This is a genomic window from Streptomyces sp. NBC_00358, from assembly GCF_036099295.1.
Taxonomy (GTDB): Bacteria; Actinomycetota; Actinomycetes; order Streptomycetales; family Streptomycetaceae; genus Streptomyces.
On sequence record NZ_CP107976.1, the window covers coordinates 660,471 to 678,545 of the forward strand.

Here is an 18,075-nt window from a genome sequence, read left to right on the forward strand (position 1 = left end):
GCAGTCAGGCAGTCTGCTCGGTGTACCCGGTGCCGAGACCGGGGCCTGGAACGCCGTGACGGCCAGGGCCGGGGATCAGCGTACCGGGAAGCCGAAGGAGTAACCCTGCTCCTTGAGCCAGGGGAGGATCCGGCGCAGGGCCTCGACGGTCTGGGAGCGGTCGCCGCCCGCGTCGTGGAAGAGGAGCGTCGGCCCGTTGGGGAGCTCCCGCTCGACGGTGGCGACGACGGCGTCCGTGCCCGGCCGCTCGAAGTCCTTGGAGTCCACGTTCCAGCCCAGTGGGCGCATGCCCCGGGAGGCGGCCAGCTTGCGGCTGTAGGGCGTGAAAGCCCCGCCGGGTGCCCGGTAGTACACCGGCCGTACGCCCCCGGACGCCTCGGTGATCATGCGTTCGGCGTCGAGTATCTGCTGCGACTGGTAGGCCTGGGGCTTGGTGTCCATGGTGGTGTCGTGCGACACCGAGTGGTCGCACAGCCGGTGGCCTGCCTTGACCACCTTCTTCACGAGGTCCGGGTGGGCCTGCGCCTGCGTTCCCACCATGCAGAACGTGGCCTTCACTCCGTACTCCCGCAGCACTTCGAGCACTTGAGGGGTCCATACGGGGTCGGGGCCGTCGTCGATGGTGATGTTGACGCCGTGCGCCCCCTTGTCCGAGGCGTGGACTATGGTCACCGCCACCGGCTTGACGCCGCTTCCCGGCGTGGCGGACGCGGTCGCGTGAGGCGACACGGCACCCACGGCACCGGCCTGCGCGGTCCACACCGAGGCACCGACGGTCAGCACCGTCACCCCGAGCGCCGCCCCGACGACCTTGCCGTACCAGCCCCGCCCACCACCGTGCCGTGCCATGTCCGCCCCGCTTTCGCGCAGTTCCTTGCCGATCCCTGGTCGTCCTGCGACCACTTGGCAGGACGAGAGACAACGGCCGTGGGATGCGTCTGTTACCGATCAAGGACAATTCCGGGGTGGTCCGCGGACAACTCGGCGAGTGGCGACCACCACCCGAGGGGTCCCCGCCGACCGCAACAGCCGTCGGAGCATTGTCAGTGCCGGGTGGCAGCATCGGAGCATGACGGACATCACGGCATTCGACTGGCGGTCCTTCCTGCTCAAGTGGAGCGGGGAGTGGGCGGATTCACTTGAGGACGGCGAGAGCCGGGGAGATGACGACGAGGTCGCGCGGCAAGCGCGATGGCTGGGCTTCCCGCCCGCCTCAGAGGAACGGATCGCGGCCATGGAGGAGCGCCTCGGCCTGCGGATGCCGCCGTCGTACCGGGAGTTCCTCAAGGTCAGCGACGGGTGGCGGCACGCCGGCGGGTTCGTCTGGCTTCTCGCGGGGACCGAGGACGCTCGCTGGCACAACAACGAGTCGGGTCTGGCGGACATGTGCGAGGAGGAGCTGGACGAGGACTCCGGGCCCGAGGAGTGGCGGGAGGCCGACCTGTGGCGACGAGGGTTGCAGCTCGACGTCGAGTCCGACATCACCCATGTCCTCCTGGATCCCGAGGACATGGACGAGGACGGCGAGTGGGCCGTGTACACGTGGGCGAGTTGGCGGGCCGCGCCGCCCGAGCGGTTCGCGAACTTCCTTGAGTTCATGCGGGAGATGCACCGGGAGTTCCACAGACTTCGGGCGCGGCCGGGCGACGGAGAGGCCGGGTTCGCCAACGACACGACGCGACAGCTGGACACCTTGGTGGAAGAAGCCCGGCTGGAGGCGCTGGGCGGCGGCTGGGAACAGGCCGGGCAGGCGCTGGACGAGGCCAAGGAGTACGGCAGGCCGCGCGCCGCCGGGCTGGGCGACCAGATACGCCGTCTTCTCGGGCAGACCTCCATGGTGTACTTCGAGGGCCTGGTGACGGACCCTCGGTACGCTCCCGAGCTGCTGCCGTCGCTGGTCGCCGAGCAAGCGGCGCACTCGTACTGGGCCGAGTCCACGCTGCCGTTCCATTTGCGGGGCGCCGACGACAACACGCTGTCGCTGGCTCACTCGACGCTGGACCAGGTGAGGAGCGGCACGTACCGGTACACGGCGGCCGGACCGTTCGGGGAGGCGGTCGAACGCGCACGGGAGATGGCGCGGTGGGGAGACACCGACGCGGCATGGCGGACGCTGATGGACGCTCTGCCGTTGTGGGAGCCGCTGGGGCCGGACCATCTGGCACCGCTGGGGTGGGTGGCCGACCCCCTGCTCGGGCCGCTGCTGACCCCGGAGCGGGGCCGGGAGCTGCTGTCCACGCCGAGGGGCGGCCAGGCGGGTGAGGCACCGAGGCCGGCTGCCGGGCTCGACCCGGGCGACTTGGCCTGGCTCGCGGAACCGGAACCGGGCGACGACCGAGCGTCCTTCCGGTTCGTCCTGGTGGAGGGGGTGGAGCCTGAACAGTTGCCCGGACGTCTCACGGACGGGGACGACACCGTTCTGGAAGAGCCCTTGACCTTCTGGGAGGCGTACCGCAGGTCGCGGCACAGCCAGGAGCAATTCTCGTCCTACGACGACAGGGCTCTCATGGCGGTCGGCCGGGCGGGCCCGGGTTGGAGCTTCGCTTTCGACGGCGATCCCGCCCCGTTCGACCAGCGACGGTTCGTGTCCCCGGCCGTGGCCGCCAGCGAGGGCACACGCGCTGTGGTGGTGTGGAGCGGTCTGACGACGCGACACGGGAAGCCGTTCTTCCACCTTTCGGTGGCGCGAGACGGCGTCGAGCAGTACGGATTCACGTACACCGACGAAGGGATCCGGCAGAGCGGGGAGATACCGCGGGCACTGGATCCGAGCCGGTACTTCGATGCCCTGGAGGACGGTGCCGAGGCGGAAAGGTCGTTGCTGGAAGCGCTGACCAGGGAGTTCGGTGTTCGTCTGCCACGTCACGCGATCCGGAACGGGCAGCTTCACACGCTCACCACCCGTTCCTGGACGCGGCCGCCGGGGGACGGCGAGGCGTACATGGTGGTCCGGGTGACTCCGGGAGACGCGCGCCCGGCGGACGGCCGACGGACGGAGGAGGACGGGCCGGGGAGTTGATGGAGACCGGTCGTGCCGTCCCGGCTCGTCGCGGTGCTGTGCCGTCCCGGATTGGATTCGTCGTGCGCGGCCTTCAGCGACCGCGGATCGAGACGCCGCGGGACAACGCCGCCATGCGGGAGATCAGTTATCGTGCGCCGCCATGGGTGAACTCATATTGATCAGGCACGGCCAGACCGAGTGGAGTCTGTCGGGCCGGCACGCCGGCCGCACCGATGTTCCGCTGACCGAGGCAGGCGAGGCCGCGGCCGAATCGCTCGCCCCGAGGCTTGCCGAACGCGATCTGGTCGCCGTGTTCAGCAGCCCGCTGAGCCGTGCCGTGCGGACCGCCGAGCTGGCGGGTCTGACCGGCGTACGGGCCGATCCCGACCTGGTGGAGTGGGACTACGGCGGCTACGAGGGCCTGACCGCGGCGCAGATCCGGGAGACGAGGCCCGGCTGGGAACTGTGGCGGGACGGTGTCGTTCCCGGCGACTCGGCCCACCCGGGCGAGCGGCTCCGGCAGGTGGCAGCGCGAACGGACGCGGTACTGGAGCGCGTCCGGCCGCTGTTGGACGAGGGCGACGTCGCCGTTGTCGCCCACGGTCATCTGGCACGCGTGCTCACCGTGCGCTGGCTCGGGCTCGACGCGTCCGCCGCCCGGCTGCTCGGCCACCCGCATCCGGGCACTCTCGGCTTCCTGGCCACCGAGGAGGAGCAGCCCTTCATCGCCGCCTGGAACGTCCCGTAGCGACAGTCACCTGGTCACGACCGGCCACGAGCGGCCACGACGGTCGAACGGGAAGAACCCGGTCAGCTTCGTGATCGGGTGGAACGCGGGCGCTGCCTGGACGACCGCGGCCTCCCCCGTGGAGACGCGGAACGCAAGTGGGCGGCGTACGCCGACGCGATGTCGGAGTGCGCCGCCCAGGGCAGGCGAGCCGCGCGGGGCGGCCGTCGCGGTCATTGCGCGGCGCGGTTGAACACACCCTTCGACCAGCGGTAGCCGAGGACGCTCAGGCCCAGGCACCAGGCGACGGTGATCCACCCGTTGTTGCCGATCCCGGTGCCGAGCAGCAGGCCGCGCAGGGTCTCGATGGCCGGCGTGAACGGCTGGTACTCGGCGATCGGCTGGAACCATCCCGGCATCGCGTCGACCGGGACGAAGGCGCTGGAGATGAGCGGCAGGAAGACCAGCGGCAGGGCGTTGTTGCTGGCCGCCTCGGCATTCGGGCTGACCAGTCCCATCCCGACCGCGATCCAGGTGAACGCCAGGGCGAAGAGCGTGAGCAGCCCGAACGCCGCGAGCCATTCAAGGACCGACGCGTCCGTGGAGCGGAAGCCGATGGCCACGCCGACGGCGCCGACGAGGACCACGCTCATGATCGACTGGAGCACGCTGCCGATGACATGGCCGATGAGGAAGGATCCCCGGTGGATCGCCATCGTGCGGAAGCGGGCGATGATGCCCTCGGTCATGTCGTTGGAGACGGAGACCGCCGTGCCGACCAGGGTGCCCCCGATGGTCATCAGCAGGATGCCCGGGACGAGATAGGCGATGTAGGCGGAGCGGTCGGCGCCGCCTCCGCCGATGCCCGCACTCATCACGTCGCCGAAGACGTAGACGAACAGCAGCAGCAGGACGATCGGCGTCAGCAGCAGGTTCAGGGTGAGGGAGGGGTAGCGGCGGGCGTGCAGGAGGTTGCGCCGGAGCATGGTGGTGGAGTCGCGTACGGCGAGGGAGAGGGTGCTCATCGGACAGCCTCCTTCGGCTGGTTGGGCTGGTTGGGCTGGTTGGGCTGGTTGGGTACGGTGCCGCCGGTCAGGGCGAAGAAGACGTCGTCGAGGTCGGGGGTGTGGACGGTGAGTTCGTCGGCTTCGATGCCGGCGGTGTCGAGTCGGTCGAGGACGGAGCGCAGGGCGCGCTGGCTGCCGTCGCTGGGGACCTGAAGGGTGAGGGTCTCGTCGTGCGGGGAGGCTTCGTCCAGTGCGGAGGCGGCGGTCCGGTAGGCGGCGGGGTCGGTGAAGCGGAGGCGGACGTGTCCGCCGGGGACGAGTCGTTTGAGTTCGTCGGCGGTGCCCTCGGCGGCGATCCTGCCGTCGTGCAGGACGGCGATCCGGTCGGCGAGTTCGTCGGCCTCCTCCAGGTACTGGGTGGTGAGCAGGACGGTGGTGCCGCCGGTGACGAGTTCGCGGATGATGCCCCACATGGTGTGCCGGGAGCGGGGGTCGAGGCCGGTGGTGGGTTCGTCGAGGAAGATGATCCGCGGGTTGCCGACCAGGGTCATGGCGATGTCCAGGCGGCGTTTCATGCCGCCGGAGTAGGTGGAGGCGGGCTTCCTCGCGGCCTCGGTGAGGTCGAAGCGCTCCAGGAGTTCGGCGGTGACCTGTCGTCCCTCGTGCTTGGAGAGGTGGTGCAGGTCCGCCATCAGGAGCATGTTCTCCTCGCCGGTGATCAGCCCGTCGACCGCGGAGAACTGGCCGGTGACACCGATCGCGGCACGCACGCCGTCCGGGGATGCGGCGAGGTCGTGGCCCGCGACCTGGGCCTGCCCGCCGTCCGCGGTGATGAGCGTGGAGAGGATCTTGACTACGGTCGTCTTGCCGGCGCCGTTCGGGCCGAGCAGCGCGAAGACCGAGCCCGCCTGGATGCGCAGATCGACGCCGTCGAGGACGACCTTGTCACCGTAGGACTTGCGCAGACCGATGGCGGAGACCGCGGCGGGCGGCTGCGGGCCCTCCCCCTCGTCGGGCGTGGGCATGACAGAAGAAGGCACGGGGCCCTCCATTCGAAGGCTGAAGCGGGTGGGATACGGGGCAGGCCGAGGATGCGCTCAGACCTTGGCGCGGCGGATGTCGATGTTGCCGTACCGGGTGCGGGCGCGGACCTCGACGGTGTCCTCGCTCTTCTCCGGAGTGTCGGACGCGGTGAGCGTGTTGCGCACCTGGCCCGAGCCCGAGCTGACGTCGAGCCAGGCGGCCGTTCCCTCGCGGACGCCGACCTCGATGGCGCCGTAGGAGGTCTCCAACTGGACGGTTCCACGGACCACTTCGCCCACCCGCAGGGTGCCGTTCGCGGTCTTGGCGACGACCGAGGCCTCGGCCCGCCGGATCTCGATGTCGCCGTTGGCGCCGTTCACCCGCAGCTCGCCGGTCGCCGCGCCGACGGTCGTGGTGCCGTGCGAGTTCTTGAGGACGGCGGGGCCGTCGACGAGGCCGAGGCGCAGACTGCCGGAACTGGTGGTGATCTCGGCAGCTCCCTCGACCCGGTCGACGGTGATCGAGCCGTGCGAGGCGGTCAGCTTCAGCGGGCCGGTCGTGTCGAAGCGGACGTCACCGGACGAGGTCTTCACCCGCACCTCACCGAGCCGGCCCTCGCCGAGCACCTGGGCCCAGGAGCCGGTCACGTCGAGGCGCGAGCCCGTGGGCAGTTCCACTGTCACGTCGACGGTGCCGTTGCGGCCGAACAGATTGGGCCTGGGTGTCCTGACGGTCAGTGCGCCGCTCGTGTACGTGACCTCGGTCTGGTCGGCCGCCCGTACGTCCTGGTCGCGCTTCGGGTCCCGGGGGCGCACCTCGACGACGGTGTCGAGGCGGTCGACCGCGGTGAACTGGATGGAGCCTGCGTCCACGCGCGCCGTGGCCGAGATCGGTTCGGGAGTGTCGAAAGTAGGCATGGCTGTCCCGTCCTCTTGGGTCTTCGGGTCGTCCCCGCTGGTGGGACGCGGTGTGTGTGAAGCGCTGCTGGTGAAGGGTGCTGGTTGCGGTTGCGGTTGCGGTTCCGATTGCTGTTGCTGTTGCTGCGCCCGAGGCGGTGCTTTCAGCGCACCCAGCCGGTGAAGCTCTGTCCGATCGCCTGGGACTTCCCCGTCGCACGCGGCCGGGTGTCGATGTCGACCGCGGCCGACACGGCCCGCACCAGCCACGCGTTGACCGACAGACCCTCGCGGGTCGCGGCCTCCTCGGCGCGCGCCTTGAGGTGCGCCGGAAGCCGCAGGTTGACGCGAGCGGTGCCGCCCTCGTCCCCCTCGGACGGCGTCTGCGCCTTGAGCGACTCGACCGGCGCGACGGCCGTCTCCCCGGAGGCGCCACGGTCGGCGGGCGGCAGCGTCACCACGAAATCGGGGTCCAGTCCGCGCAGCCGTACGTCGACCGAGCCGGGAGCGAGTTCACGGGTGATCTCGTCCATCGCGGCGGAGAGCACGTTGAGCATGGTCAGCCTGGTCGCCGACTCCAGAGGAGCGGTGAGCCGCTCGGCCAGCGCGCGGGCTTCGTCACCACCGGCTTCGGCGGCCACCGCGAGTTCGCGGCGGAGGGTGTCGACATACGGCGTGAGGTCCATGACGCCATAATGGCACCGCAATGGCACCACCCGCAAGCCCGAATGGCACCTCGCATGGGGAAAGAACAACCAATCGGGCTCTGACCTGCGAAAATTCTACGAAGTTGACGTGAGCCACTGTGGCGCCATACCCATCCAGACACATCCAGGGAGCCACGAGCGACGCCGCATGGCACCGAATGGCGCCAGGTGGCACCACCTGGCACCAAGCGGCGCCACTCGCCGTGAACAGTGACACCACAGAGGCGTGGTCCGCCCACACCGCGCGCCGTCCCGGCGGCAGACCCCGCACAGGACGGCGAGATCGGGCCGCCCGGCGGCCTCCAGCGCCCTGGGCAGCCCTGAGGGCGGCAGCCTCTCAGCAGCCGCAGGCCCGTACCCCTACGACCCGCGGTTCCCGCCCGTCCACGCGGCCAGGGGTCGCCGGCCCGTCAGGGGTCCGAGCCGAAGCCCAACTCCCTTGGCAGGTCGTCCCATTGGAAACGGGACGGCACGACGAACGGGATGCAGCCCAACGCCGCCCGGTCCGGCGGCCGTTACCGACGCACCCGGACCCGCCGGCGCCGCCAGGTACTGTTCCCGGGTCCACTGATCGTGCCCATCCGTCACGCCGCCGCCGAGCTCACCACGCCGCAGGGTGGGATGAGTTGGAAGCCTCACCCCTGCCGTCACGTTCGGCCGACGCGTTCGTCGACGCCACAGCCCGCGACAACAGAAGAGAGAGAACAACGTTGCACGACCACGAAGGCACCGGTGCCACGCCGGGTCCTCACGCCCGCGAGCTTGCCGAGCTCTACCTCAGCACACTCGAAGGCCTCATGGACCCCAAGGAGTACGCGGACCTGAAAACCTTCATTTCCGCCGTCTACAGGGGGATCGCCGAGCCCATCGACCCGGACGACCCTTCCCCCGAGCGTCACCTCGACATCGACCTGACTCCGGCCGTCATCGACGAGTGGCTGATCTTCTCGGGCATCCTCAGCAACGGCAGCATGGACCAGAGAATCGTCGAGATCGGTGACGGATCCCGCACGGTCGTGGACGGCGGGATCGCCGACGATCCCGAAGCCCTGCGCGACTTCTGCGAGCGGCAGCGGGAACGGAACCGGATACGCGAGGAGGAGCGCAAGATCCTCAAAGGCATAGAGTCCGCGTCCACCTGACGCCACCCAGGGCCCCCGAGACCCCTTCCCTCCGCCGTCCTCGAACCGCGTTTGCGGGGGCCCGCGTTCGAGTCGGCCGGCAGGACGCCCGTGCCTCGAACGACCTCACACGCGCTGGCCCGACGAGCCCAGACCCACTTGGTGACCGACAAGGCTGATCTCGACACCGTCCGTGGTGGCGCGCGCCGCCGTGAAGTTGACGCCCACCGGGAGACTGACGGTCCAGACCGAGCCGGCTCCTTCGGCACCGGGAACCGTCAAGGTGAGCTCCGTGCCCTGCGCCAGGATTGTTCCCTCGCCGTTCAACGCTGCGCCCGAGACCTTGATGCGGGCCGCCTGGCCTTGTGATCCCGGGGCTTGCGACACCTGCAGCGGGCCGCCGCTGCGCGCCAACCGCGTCACCACGCCGGACAGGTCCTTGTACGAGAGGGTCAGGGTGCCGGTGGCGAGATCGGCCGAGGCGCTCCGTGCTGTCAGGGACGCCACTCGCACGTCGTGCAGGTCGAGCTGGAGCCGGGCGACGTTCAGATAGCCGCCCTGCCTGTTGCCCGTGGTGTCGAGGTAGAAGTTCTCCGCGGTCAACGCGACATGGCTGAAGTCGCCGCCGGCCGCCTGAGTCAGGAACGGGAACCCCTCGATCGCCACGTCCATGCGGCCGTCCGTGGAGTTCGCGTAACCGTATTTCTCCTTCACAAGCTGTGCGGCCTGCTGGTTCGCATAGTGCACGGCTATCCGGTCTGCGGCTATGAACAGCACGGCGAGTACCACGACCGTGATTGTTAAGACCTTCACCCATCGACGTCTCACGTCGATCCCCCTCAGTATGTTGTGACGCTGCTCCGACCGAGCTCCGCGCGAAACGATCATGCACCTTCGCGGGCGCCGGTACCAGCCTCGATCCCCGCGGGCCAGCGAGCACCAGCCCCGCGACGTGATCGTGATCGTAGGGGTCCGCCCAGGACGAGGCACACCGGCTTTCAGGGAGAGTGTCGTGCGATTCGGACGAGATCGAAGTGCACCTCGGCGGTGTGCGGCAGAGCCTGGAACCTGGGCAGGACGTCATCTCGCACACGGCGGAGCGCGATCTCGAACTGGACGTAGCGTTCCGTGACCAGCGGGCCCGACCACTGCCGCCGCATCCGTGGAAGAGCCAGCCTGCGAGGGAGGACCCGATGCCGTCGTTGCTCTCGGTGAATGTCGGCATGCCGAAGAATGTGCCGTGGAGGGGCCGGACCGTCTTCACCGGTGTGTGGAAATACCCGGTGCACGGACGGGTGATGGTGCGGCGTCTGAACATCGACGGCGACGGGCAGGGCGACACGGCCGGCCACGGCGGCGAGCAGCGGGCCGTGCTGGTCTACCAGGTCGAGTCGTACCGGCACTGGAAACAGCATTTCGGACGCGACGACCTCGAACACGGCCAGTTCGGGGAGAACCTCACGGTCGACGGGCTTCCGGACGACGAGGTGTGCATCGGCGACCGGTACCGCATCGGTGAGGCCGAGTTCGAGGTGACCCAGCCACGGGTGACCTGCTACCGCGTGGGCATGCGCCTCGGTCAACCCGAACTGCCCGCCCTGCTGGTCAGCCACCACCGTCCCGGCTTCTACATGCGGGTCCTGCGCGAAGGCCACATCCAGGCAGGCGACGAGATCACCAAGATCGGATCCGGGCCCGGCACGCTGAGCGTGGCCGACACCGACGCGCTGCTCTACCTCCCCGACCGGGACCCCGAGAAGCTGCGCCTGGCGGTGGGCATCCCGGCCCTGAGCCCCGGCTGGCTGGGCTCGTTCCGTGAACTGCTCAAGGACGCGGAGGGTTCGGCCGCCGCCGCAGGCGGCGCGGCGGCGGCCTGGGACGGCTTCAGGGCTCTGCGCGTGGCCGCCGTGACTCCCGAGAGCACGACCGTCTCCTCCATCCATCTCATCGCCCCGGACGGGTCCCGGCTCCCTCCCGCCCGCGCGGGCCAGTACCTGACACTGCGCGTGCCCGGAGCCGGTGAGCCTGCCCCGGTGCGCAGCTACTCGCTGTCGTCGGCACCCGACAGCGGGCGTTATCGGATCAGCGTCAAGCACGAACCGCACGGCGCCGTCAGCGCGTATCTGACCACGAAGCTACGGCCGGGCATGATGGTCGATGCTGCGGCTCCCCGGGGTGACTTCGTCCTCCAGGAGGGCACCGGGCCGGTGCTTCTCGTCTCCGCCGGTATCGGTCTGACTCCGGTCCTGGCCATGCTGCACGAGCTCGCGGCAGCGCCCAGCGCCCGCGAGGTCTGGTGGATCCACGGTGCCCGCAACCCGCGGGAGCACGCCCTGGCCGCGGAGGCACGCGCCCTGCTGGCGAAGCTGCCGAACTCCCGCGGGTACGTTTTCTACAGCGCCGCGGAACCCGGCGAGTACCGCCGCGATCAGGCCAGGCCCGGACGCCTCGCCAAGGACAACGTGAGCGCTCTCGGTGTCCCGGCGGACGCGACCGCCTATGTCTGCGGGCCGGCCTCCTTCATGACGGACATCGAAGAGGCACTCGTCGCGGCCGGGGTCGATCCTGGCGCCGTCCATTCCGAGCTGTTCGGCGCGCTGCCCTCCATCACCCCCGGTCTGACCGGGCAGAGCGCTCGGCAGCCGCACCAGCCGCCGGACCCGCCCGGGACCGGTCCCGTGGTGACCTTCGCCCGCAGCGGTGTCTCCACCCCCTTCCCGGACGGGCGAAGCAGCCTGCTCGAACTCGCCGAGGCATGCGACGTTCCCGTCCGCTGGAGCTGCCGCACCGGGGTGTGCCACACCTGCGTCACGCCTCTGCTGTCCGGCGCGATCTCCTACAACTCGCCCCCGCTCGAGGATCCCGCCGAGGGACACGTGCTGATCTGCTGCACCCGTCCCGACACCGACGTCGTCCTCGACATGTAGGGAAGCGGCCGGGGTCCCGCCGGCATGTTGGGACCCGGAGGATGGAACCATCCGAGTACCAGGCACACTCTGCGTGTTGTAGTCCCTTTTCACCGGAGGATGGCACACGCATGATCACGCTCACCAAGGAAGACGGTCCCGCCGACCTGGACGGAGTGACTCACCTGTCCATCGGGGTGTCATGGGACCCCACGGCCGGCAGCAGCGGAGGAGTCATGGGCAAGCTCCGCCTCAAGAGCGGTACGGACCTTGACCTGATCGCGGTCGCCATGCACGGCGCGGACCCGGTGCGCCTGGCCGGCCTCGATTCCCTCGACCCCATGGGCAACGGCTCCCTGATCCACAGCGGTGACAACCAGAACGGACACGGAGACGGCGACGACGAAACCGTCTCGGTGGAGTTCGCGCGCGTCCCTCCCCACATCACGTCGATCGTGTTCGTCGCCGCCGCCTTCAAGAAGGGAAGCTCCTTCCAGAAGGCGCGCAACATCAGCTTCAAGGTCTACGACGCGACCGGCGGCAGCATCGAGCAGGTCGCGGACATCTGGCCGAGCCTGCTCACCCAGGACAACGGCTGCGCCGTGGCCAAGGCCGTGCGGGTCGCCGGTACCTGGAAGCTCGAAGTGATCAATGTGACGGGAAGGATCAAGCAGGGCGACGAACAGGCCCTCATGCGCTTCGCCCTGAGCAAGTAGAACCGCTTCGCCCCGAGCGGGCGGAACCGCCACCACGCGATCGAGGACGCGGGCGTGGCCTGCTTGACCGGCCGGGTCACCCACTGCAGGGTCGGGATGCTGCACCTCAGCGGCGCCGCCCGACTCTGCCGACCGGCCCACCCGTCCACGGGCGGCAGACGGCCTCATCCAGGAGCGACTGATCCCATGGTCCTCGACCTGCTCGTCATCGGTACGGCCATCACCCTGGGGCCCTTGCACAACAGCGCCTTCATCCTGCTGCTCTCCTCACGGCGCGGCGTTCGCCAGGGCCTGGCCTTCCTGTTGTCGTGGCTGGCCAACCTGGTCGCGGTGATCGCCTGTGTGGTGCTGTTGACCGGGGGTCAGCCGCCGGCCCGGCACAGCGTGCCCTCGACCGCCGCGATCGCCGTGAAACTCGCCATCGGCCTGGCGCTGGTGCTGTACGGCGCGCACCGGCACCGGCGGCCGCCCCGCCCGCACGGCCCGCCCCGCTGGACCACCCGGATCGACAACGCCTCGCCCGCCACGGCCGCCGGCCTGGCCTGGGTGCTGCAGCCCTGGGCCATGGTCGGCGCCGGCGCGGCGACCGCCGTCGACGCGAATCTCTCCACCCTCACCGACTGGCTCGCACTGACCGGCTACTGTCTGCTGGCCACGCTCAGCCTCGTCGTCATGGAGCTGTACACGCTCCGGGCGCCCGCCGCCGCCGACGCCCGATTGAACGCCCTGCGCAGTTGGCTGGAGCGACACCAGGAGCAGTTGGTCGTCACGCTCTCCCTGCTCGTCGGCCTGTGGCTGACGGCCCGAAGCATCTACGAACTGGTCGCCTGACACGGGCGATCCCGGCGGCCGAACCGACCGCTGCCCTGCCCGGACCCGCGGAACCGACACCCTCGACATCGCCTCGAACGGCCGACGGTCTGCGTGGCCGGTCCCGGTCCCCGGAAGAGGTACCAGGATCGGTGCGGTCACGGCTTGCGGGCCGCTCCGCCGTAGAAGCCGGCCTGGGCGTCCGTGATGTCGGCCAGCGGCTGGTCCGGCTCCGGGCGCCAGCGATGCGTCACAGCAAGCCCCGGCTGCAGCAGCTCCGTCCCGTCGAAGAACCGGCCGATCTGGGTCCCGGACCGCAACTGGATCGGGATGCGGGCACGGACGTACACCTCCTGGGTACGGGCCATACCCACCGGGTCGAAGTCGGTGGTGCCGTGGCTGAGGACGAGGAAACTGCCGGACGGCAGCGCGTCGACCAGTTCCCGCACTATCTCGTACGCGCCGTGCTCGTCCGGTACGAAATGCATCACGGCACACAGGCTCAGCGCGATCGGCCGGCCGAAGTCGAGCGTTGTCCGGGCCTCTTCGGACTCCAGGATGGCCTTCGGTTCGCGCACGTCCGCCTGCACGTAGGCAACCCGGCCCTCGGGGGTGCCGTGCAGCAGTGCCCGCGCGTGGGCCAGCACGATCGGATCGTTGTCGGCGTAGACCACCCGGCACTCCGGGGCCTCGGCCTGCGCGACCTGGTGCAGGTTCGGCTCGGTCGGCACGCCGGTGCCGATGTCGAGGAACTGCCGCACCCCGTGATCACGGGCCAGCACGCGCACGGCCCGGTGCATGAACAGCCGGTTGGCGCGGGCGAAGGTCCGGGCGTCCGGGGTGTGGCCGAGCACCTGCTCAGCCGCCTCGGCGTCCACGGGGTAGTGGTCCTTGCCCCCCAAGTAGTAGTCGTACATGCGGGCAGGGTGCGGCTTGCTCGTGTCGATGGGCACCGACCCTCGCGCTGGCTCACCTGACAAAGTGATCTCCTCGGCCATGAATGACGGGCGTCGCCTTGAACGCCCGGGTATCGCGCACGGCAGCATCGTAGGCACGGTGAATCAGCACGCAGAGCCCTTCGCTCGTATTGGGCGGCGTCGGGCCGGCCCCGGGGAAGACGCGCACGGACACCGGTGATCCGGGTCCCGAACGACATGCCCGTAGGCACGATCGAGGTGGACCGCCTCGACTCAGTGGACCATGCCCTCGACCTGGCGGCCGGGTCGCCGGAGTCGCTCGGGTCATGCTGTTCGAGTCGCCGTACTTCTCTCACCGCTCGGCCACCGGCGGCATATCGATCATGTCCGGAGGGACGGCGAGGTCCGCGCTGGCGAACAGGCGCGCAAGGCCCTCGGGTTCGTCCCGGATGCTCAGCGAGGCGACCACGTCGATCAGATTGACGTACGCGGCCGACGTGAAGCCGTACTGAGGCATCGCCATACGACCCCAGGTGTCCGTGGGAAGCATCTCCAGCTTGCAGAGCGCGGCAAGGTCACGGACCACGCCGGCACTGATCTCGGGGGACAGGTGGGCTCGGTCGGCGCCCGGCGGTCCCCCCGCCGGCCGATCCGGTGATCCGCTCCGGTGGACCTGCCAGGCCTCACCGGCGGTGACGAAGTCGGCCGGCGCCTCCGGGGAGACCGTCCCGTCCTGGGGCCCGAGGCCCGCCGGCTCGGCGTCCATGCGTATCCAGCCCGCACCGGCGGTGCTCCACCACTCGGTGATCCATTGAATGCGAGGCGCCACCTGCCCCGCGGCCGTACGGAATCCGCACCGTACGCGGGCGGCGTATCCCTGCGCCCGCAGCATGGAACAGGCCAGGGTGGCGGAGTGGCGGCTCGTGCCGACCACGCGGGCTTCCGGCGGGCGCGGGTGATCGAGACGCTCCGGGCGGAGCCGGGCCAGGACAGCGAGCAGGTCGCGGACCGGCCGGGCGTCCTGCTCCTTGAGCCTGTCCTCGGGGACGCCTGCGGCCATCGCGTCCTCGGGTGAGACGACCAGAGTGCGCGCGGACTCGCAGATCGACACGGGATCGCCGAGCAGGCCGTCCAGCAGCCAGCGCTGATCCGGGTCGATGACGGTCAACGGGCCGTGCTGCACGTAATCGATTACCACGTCGGCCACAGGTGCCCCCTTCTGCCGATTTCTTCATGTCTTTGCCCTGGATCACATGCGGTTCGAAGGTCACGTATCGAGCTGATCGGCCAGGGGCCCCGACGCGGACGACGACAGCCCCCGCACGCACGGGTGCTCGGGCCCACGTCGGTCCGTCGGCCACCCACCGAACACGCAGTCAGGTTAGCCCCTGTGCGCACGATGTCGGCCGCGGTTCTGTGCGGGACAAGAGTCGCGGATGTTCCTGCCGAGCTCAAGACCCACGCGAACCGCGTCAGACTCCCGTAAGGATCACCGCACGGTCACGCGGCGCGCCGCGGACGGCTCCGGACAAGGGGGATGCCCCTGCTGCCGGCCGGGGCGTCGACCGTCGGCGGAAGTGGCAGGTGGACGTCAAGACCGTTGCCGTTCCGGCTTGTTGACCCCTTACGAGAGTCTGACGCGGCGCCGGTCGGCCTTCACCGCCACGACCTCGGCGGTCACTCTGTTCACAAAACCCCCGGACGTGAGGAGCCACAGTGAGCAGGCACAACAGGCGCAGGTCGACGCTGCGGAAAAGGACGACCGTCTTCGGCGGCGGCACGGTCGCGGTCGCGGCGGTGGTGGCCACGTTCAATGTCGCCTCGGCCCACCAGGTCTCGCCCGCCCCGCACGCCGCGCCGAAGGCGGACCATGTCGTGTTCGTCCAGGGCAACGAACTGGCCGGGAACACGATCCATGTCTTCCGTCGCGACGACGAGGGCAGGCTCACCGCGGCGGGCGAGTACAGCTCGGGCGGCAAGGGCGGCGACCAGGTCGACGCGCCCACCGACTCGCTCGCGTCTCAGGGATCGCTGGTCTACGACGAACGATCCGGACGGCTGCTGGCGGTCAACGCGGGCAGCGGCACCCTGACGTCCTTCGCCGTGCACGGCCAGAAGCTCACGGACCGTCAGACGGTCTCCACCGGAGGGGACTTCCCGGTCGGGGTCACGGTCTCGGGAGACCTGGCCTACGTCATGAACGCGGGCGGCGCGGGAAGCGTCCAGGGCTTCAAGATCACTCCGGCGGGCCTGAAGCCACTGAGTGGTTCGTCGCGCACCCTCGGGCTGAAGAACGACCGGGTGCCGCTGTTCAGCAGTTCCCCGGGGCAGGCCGCGTTCACCCCGGACGGCCGCGACCTGGTCGTCACGACCAAGTCCGCCAACACCCTGGAGGTCTTCCCGATGGGCCGGGACGGCCGTCCGGCGCACCGGGCGGTGGTGAACAAGTCGGCGGGCGCGGTCCCCTTCGCCGTCGCGTTCGACACCAGGGGCCGCATGCTGGTCGCCGAAGCCGCCAAGTCCGGTGTCAGCACCTACAAGGTGCGGCACAACGGAGAGCTGAAGCTCCTCCAGGAGTCACTGACCAACGGCCAGGACACGCTGTGCTGGCTGGAACGCGCCGGCGACTTCTTCTTCGGCGGGAACACCGGCAACTCGACCGTGACCGGGTACCGCACGGACGCCCACGGCAGACTCGCGCTGACCAATGCGGCGGGCATCGCGGCCGCGCCCTCGAAGAAGTCCCAGGGGGTCATCGACATAGCCGTCGCCGCCGACCGCTTCGTCTACGTCCAGAACGCCACCTCGGGCACCGTCGACGGGTTCCGGGTCGGACGCGACGGCGCCCTCACCAAGGTCACGACGGTCACGGGACTGCCCGCCTTCGGCGAGTCCGGGATGGAGGGCATCACCGCGGTGTAGGAAGGGGGCCGACGACGGCCAACGCGGCGGCGCGCTCCCGCCGTTCGCACTGCGGCCGTTCGCGCCCCGGCCACTCCCGCCGCGGTCGTTCGGACCCGGTCGTTCGCGCCCCGGCCGTTTCATGGCCGGGGCACGAACGGCACACCGTCGAGCGGGCATCGGCCGGGGGAAGCCGCTGCCCCGGCGCGGTCGTCCGGTGCTGTCGGGGAGTTCAGCCGCCAGCGACACGGACCCTGTTCGCCGTGCCCGTCAGGGCTTGGCGGAGTACACGACCCCGGCCAGGTTCTGCGCGGCGGAGCCCCAGACCTGGTCGTAGCGCGAGGTGTCGCCGCCCAGGGTGTAGAGCAGGTAGGCGGTGGTGACGCCCTGGGTGAGCTTCTGCTGTGCGGCGCGGGTGATCGATCCGCTGTCGCAGCCGATCCCCGAGCTGTCGACGAACCCGCAGTGGAAACCGCCGGTGATGACGCGGAGTTGGGTGGGGGCGGGCTTCGCGTCGTACATCTTCTGCTGGTTGCCGGCGACACCGGCGATGCCGTCCTGGCTCGCGCCCACGTACTGGGCGGGGATGCCGAGGGTGCCGGAGGCCGTGACCGCCGACGGGTCGGTCTCCGCGGCCGCCATGGTGGAGACGCTCCTGACCGCCGTGTTGCGGCTCGCGGCCAGCAGCGCGGCGCCGCCGCCCATGGAATGTCCGGACACCCCGAGGTGAGCGGTGTCGACCGCGCCGGCGAAGCGCGAGCCGGTCGTGGTGTTCTGGGCGGTGAGCCAGGTCAGGGACGCGTTGAGATCGTCCGCGAAGCCCGAGTGGCTCGGGAAGAGGCCGCCCTGCGACTTCGGGGCCACGGTGACGAACCCCCAGGACGCGTAGTGCCGGAGCAGGGTCTCGTACTTGGAGATGTCCTGGAAGAAGCCGTGCCCGAAGGCGAGGCCGGGGTGGGTTCCGGCGGCCACGGGGGCGTTGGCGCCGGCGGTGGTTCCCGGGTACCAGACCCGGGCGCTGAACGAACGGCCGGACGCCGACACGGTCAGGTCGGTGTACGCGACGGCGTACGCACCGGGTGCCGAGGGGTCCACCGCGGCGGCCGCCAAGGGTACGGCGGCCGAGGCTGTGGCGGCGGGAGCGACGGTGAAGGCGGCCGCTGCGATCAGCAGCAGCGCCGGCACGGCCCGTAACAGTCCACGGAACACGAGTTCACCTTCTCGATATGGGGGAGGAAACATTGTTTCTCAACAGAGCAGAAACCTGCGTACATGACAAGCCCTTCCGGGTATGGCGCCTCCGTTTCGCTTGATGGAACAGCGTTGACATCAACGAAACGCGA

General features: G+C 70.0%; 16 protein-coding genes. 7 read left to right on the top strand and 9 right to left on the bottom strand.

Translation table 11 applies throughout. The features are described from left to right. Window positions 1-75 precede the first annotated feature (75 nt). Complete coding sequence (locus OHT01_RS02600; RefSeq protein WP_328558005.1) at window positions 76-849, bottom strand: polysaccharide deacetylase family protein; 774 nt, start codon at window positions 847-849, stop codon at window positions 76-78. A 220-nt stretch (window positions 850-1,069) separates the two neighbouring features. On the opposite strand from OHT01_RS02600, the gene OHT01_RS02605 reads away from it, so the two are divergent. Both OHT01_RS02605 and OHT01_RS02610 read left to right on the top strand, forming a co-directional pair. Then, window positions 1,070-3,019, top strand: coding sequence for an SMI1/KNR4 family protein (locus OHT01_RS02605; RefSeq protein ID WP_328551446.1), 1,950 nt, complete (start codon window positions 1,070-1,072; stop codon window positions 3,017-3,019). Window positions 3,020-3,161: 142 nt separating this feature from the next. Further along, on the top strand, window positions 3,162-3,749 hold the full coding sequence (locus tag OHT01_RS02610; protein ID WP_328551447.1) for a histidine phosphatase family protein: 588 nt from the start codon (window positions 3,162-3,164) through the stop codon (window positions 3,747-3,749). A gap of 212 nt (window positions 3,750-3,961) precedes the next feature. Here the strand turns inward: OHT01_RS02610 and OHT01_RS02615 are convergent, their stop codons facing one another. From OHT01_RS02615 to OHT01_RS02630, 4 genes are all read right to left on the bottom strand, one after another. After that, window positions 3,962-4,753: an ABC transporter permease gene (locus tag OHT01_RS02615; RefSeq protein WP_328551448.1), complete on the bottom strand. Its 792-nt coding sequence runs from the start codon at window positions 4,751-4,753 to the stop codon at window positions 3,962-3,964. Next, window positions 4,750-5,760, bottom strand: a complete 1,011-nt coding sequence (locus OHT01_RS02620; protein WP_328558006.1) for an ATP-binding cassette domain-containing protein — start codon at window positions 5,758-5,760, stop codon at window positions 4,750-4,752. The genes OHT01_RS02615 and OHT01_RS02620 overlap by 4 nt, the downstream gene beginning before the upstream one ends. 72 nt (window positions 5,761-5,832) lie before the next feature. Further along, a complete protein-coding gene (locus OHT01_RS02625) occupies window positions 5,833-6,675 on the bottom strand; it encodes a DUF4097 family beta strand repeat-containing protein (protein WP_328551449.1) in 843 nt (280 codons plus the stop codon). 143 nt (window positions 6,676-6,818) lie between these two features. Next, window positions 6,819-7,340 carry a toxin-antitoxin system HicB family antitoxin gene (locus OHT01_RS02630; RefSeq protein ID WP_328551450.1) on the bottom strand — a complete coding sequence of 174 codons (522 nt, stop codon included), beginning with the start codon at window positions 7,338-7,340 and terminating at the stop codon, window positions 6,819-6,821. 731 nt (window positions 7,341-8,071) lie between these two features. Between OHT01_RS02630 and OHT01_RS02635 the strand changes: the two genes are divergently transcribed. Then, the gene (locus OHT01_RS02635) at window positions 8,072-8,503 is read left to right on the top strand and encodes a hypothetical protein (protein ID WP_328551451.1); all 432 of its coding nucleotides are present in this window, start codon (window positions 8,072-8,074) and stop codon (window positions 8,501-8,503) included. A gap of 105 nt (window positions 8,504-8,608) precedes the next feature. Here the strand turns inward: OHT01_RS02635 and OHT01_RS02640 are convergent, their stop codons facing one another. Further along, window positions 8,609-9,271 (bottom strand): LmeA family phospholipid-binding protein, encoded by a 663-nt coding sequence (locus OHT01_RS02640; protein WP_328551452.1) that lies wholly within the window; start codon window positions 9,269-9,271, stop codon window positions 8,609-8,611. 404 nt (window positions 9,272-9,675) lie between these two features. On the opposite strand from OHT01_RS02640, the gene OHT01_RS02645 reads away from it, so the two are divergent. The 3 genes from OHT01_RS02645 (at window position 9,676) to OHT01_RS02655 (ending at window position 12,935) form a co-directional block, all read left to right on the top strand. Continuing rightward, the gene (locus tag OHT01_RS02645; RefSeq protein WP_328558007.1) at window positions 9,676-11,409 is read left to right on the top strand and encodes an MOSC and FAD-binding oxidoreductase domain-containing protein; all 1,734 of its coding nucleotides are present in this window, start codon (window positions 9,676-9,678) and stop codon (window positions 11,407-11,409) included. A 110-nt stretch (window positions 11,410-11,519) separates the two neighbouring features. Continuing rightward, on the top strand, window positions 11,520-12,104 hold the full coding sequence (locus OHT01_RS02650) for a TerD family protein (RefSeq protein ID WP_328551453.1): 585 nt from the start codon (window positions 11,520-11,522) through the stop codon (window positions 12,102-12,104). A 186-nt stretch (window positions 12,105-12,290) separates the two neighbouring features. Continuing rightward, on the top strand, window positions 12,291-12,935 hold the full coding sequence (locus OHT01_RS02655; RefSeq protein WP_328551454.1) for a GAP family protein: 645 nt from the start codon (window positions 12,291-12,293) through the stop codon (window positions 12,933-12,935). 137 nt (window positions 12,936-13,072) lie between these two features. Here OHT01_RS02655 and OHT01_RS02660 read toward each other — a convergent pair whose 3' ends face one another. Continuing rightward, on the bottom strand, window positions 13,073-13,912 hold the full coding sequence (locus OHT01_RS02660; protein WP_328551455.1) for an SAM-dependent methyltransferase: 840 nt from the start codon (window positions 13,910-13,912) through the stop codon (window positions 13,073-13,075). A 271-nt stretch (window positions 13,913-14,183) separates the two neighbouring features. Further along, window positions 14,184-15,038, bottom strand: coding sequence for a transglutaminase domain-containing protein (locus OHT01_RS02665; RefSeq protein ID WP_328551456.1), 855 nt, complete (start codon window positions 15,036-15,038; stop codon window positions 14,184-14,186). A 509-nt stretch (window positions 15,039-15,547) separates the two neighbouring features. Between OHT01_RS02665 and OHT01_RS02670 the strand changes: the two genes are divergently transcribed. Next, window positions 15,548-16,753 (top strand): lactonase family protein, encoded by a 1,206-nt coding sequence (locus OHT01_RS02670; protein ID WP_328551457.1) that lies wholly within the window; start codon window positions 15,548-15,550, stop codon window positions 16,751-16,753. Between the two features lie 249 nt (window positions 16,754-17,002). On the opposite strand, the gene OHT01_RS02675 is transcribed toward OHT01_RS02670, so the two are convergent. Then, window positions 17,003-17,941, bottom strand: a complete 939-nt coding sequence (locus OHT01_RS02675; protein ID WP_328551458.1) for an alpha/beta hydrolase family protein — start codon at window positions 17,939-17,941, stop codon at window positions 17,003-17,005. Window positions 17,942-18,075: the final 134 nt, after the last annotated feature.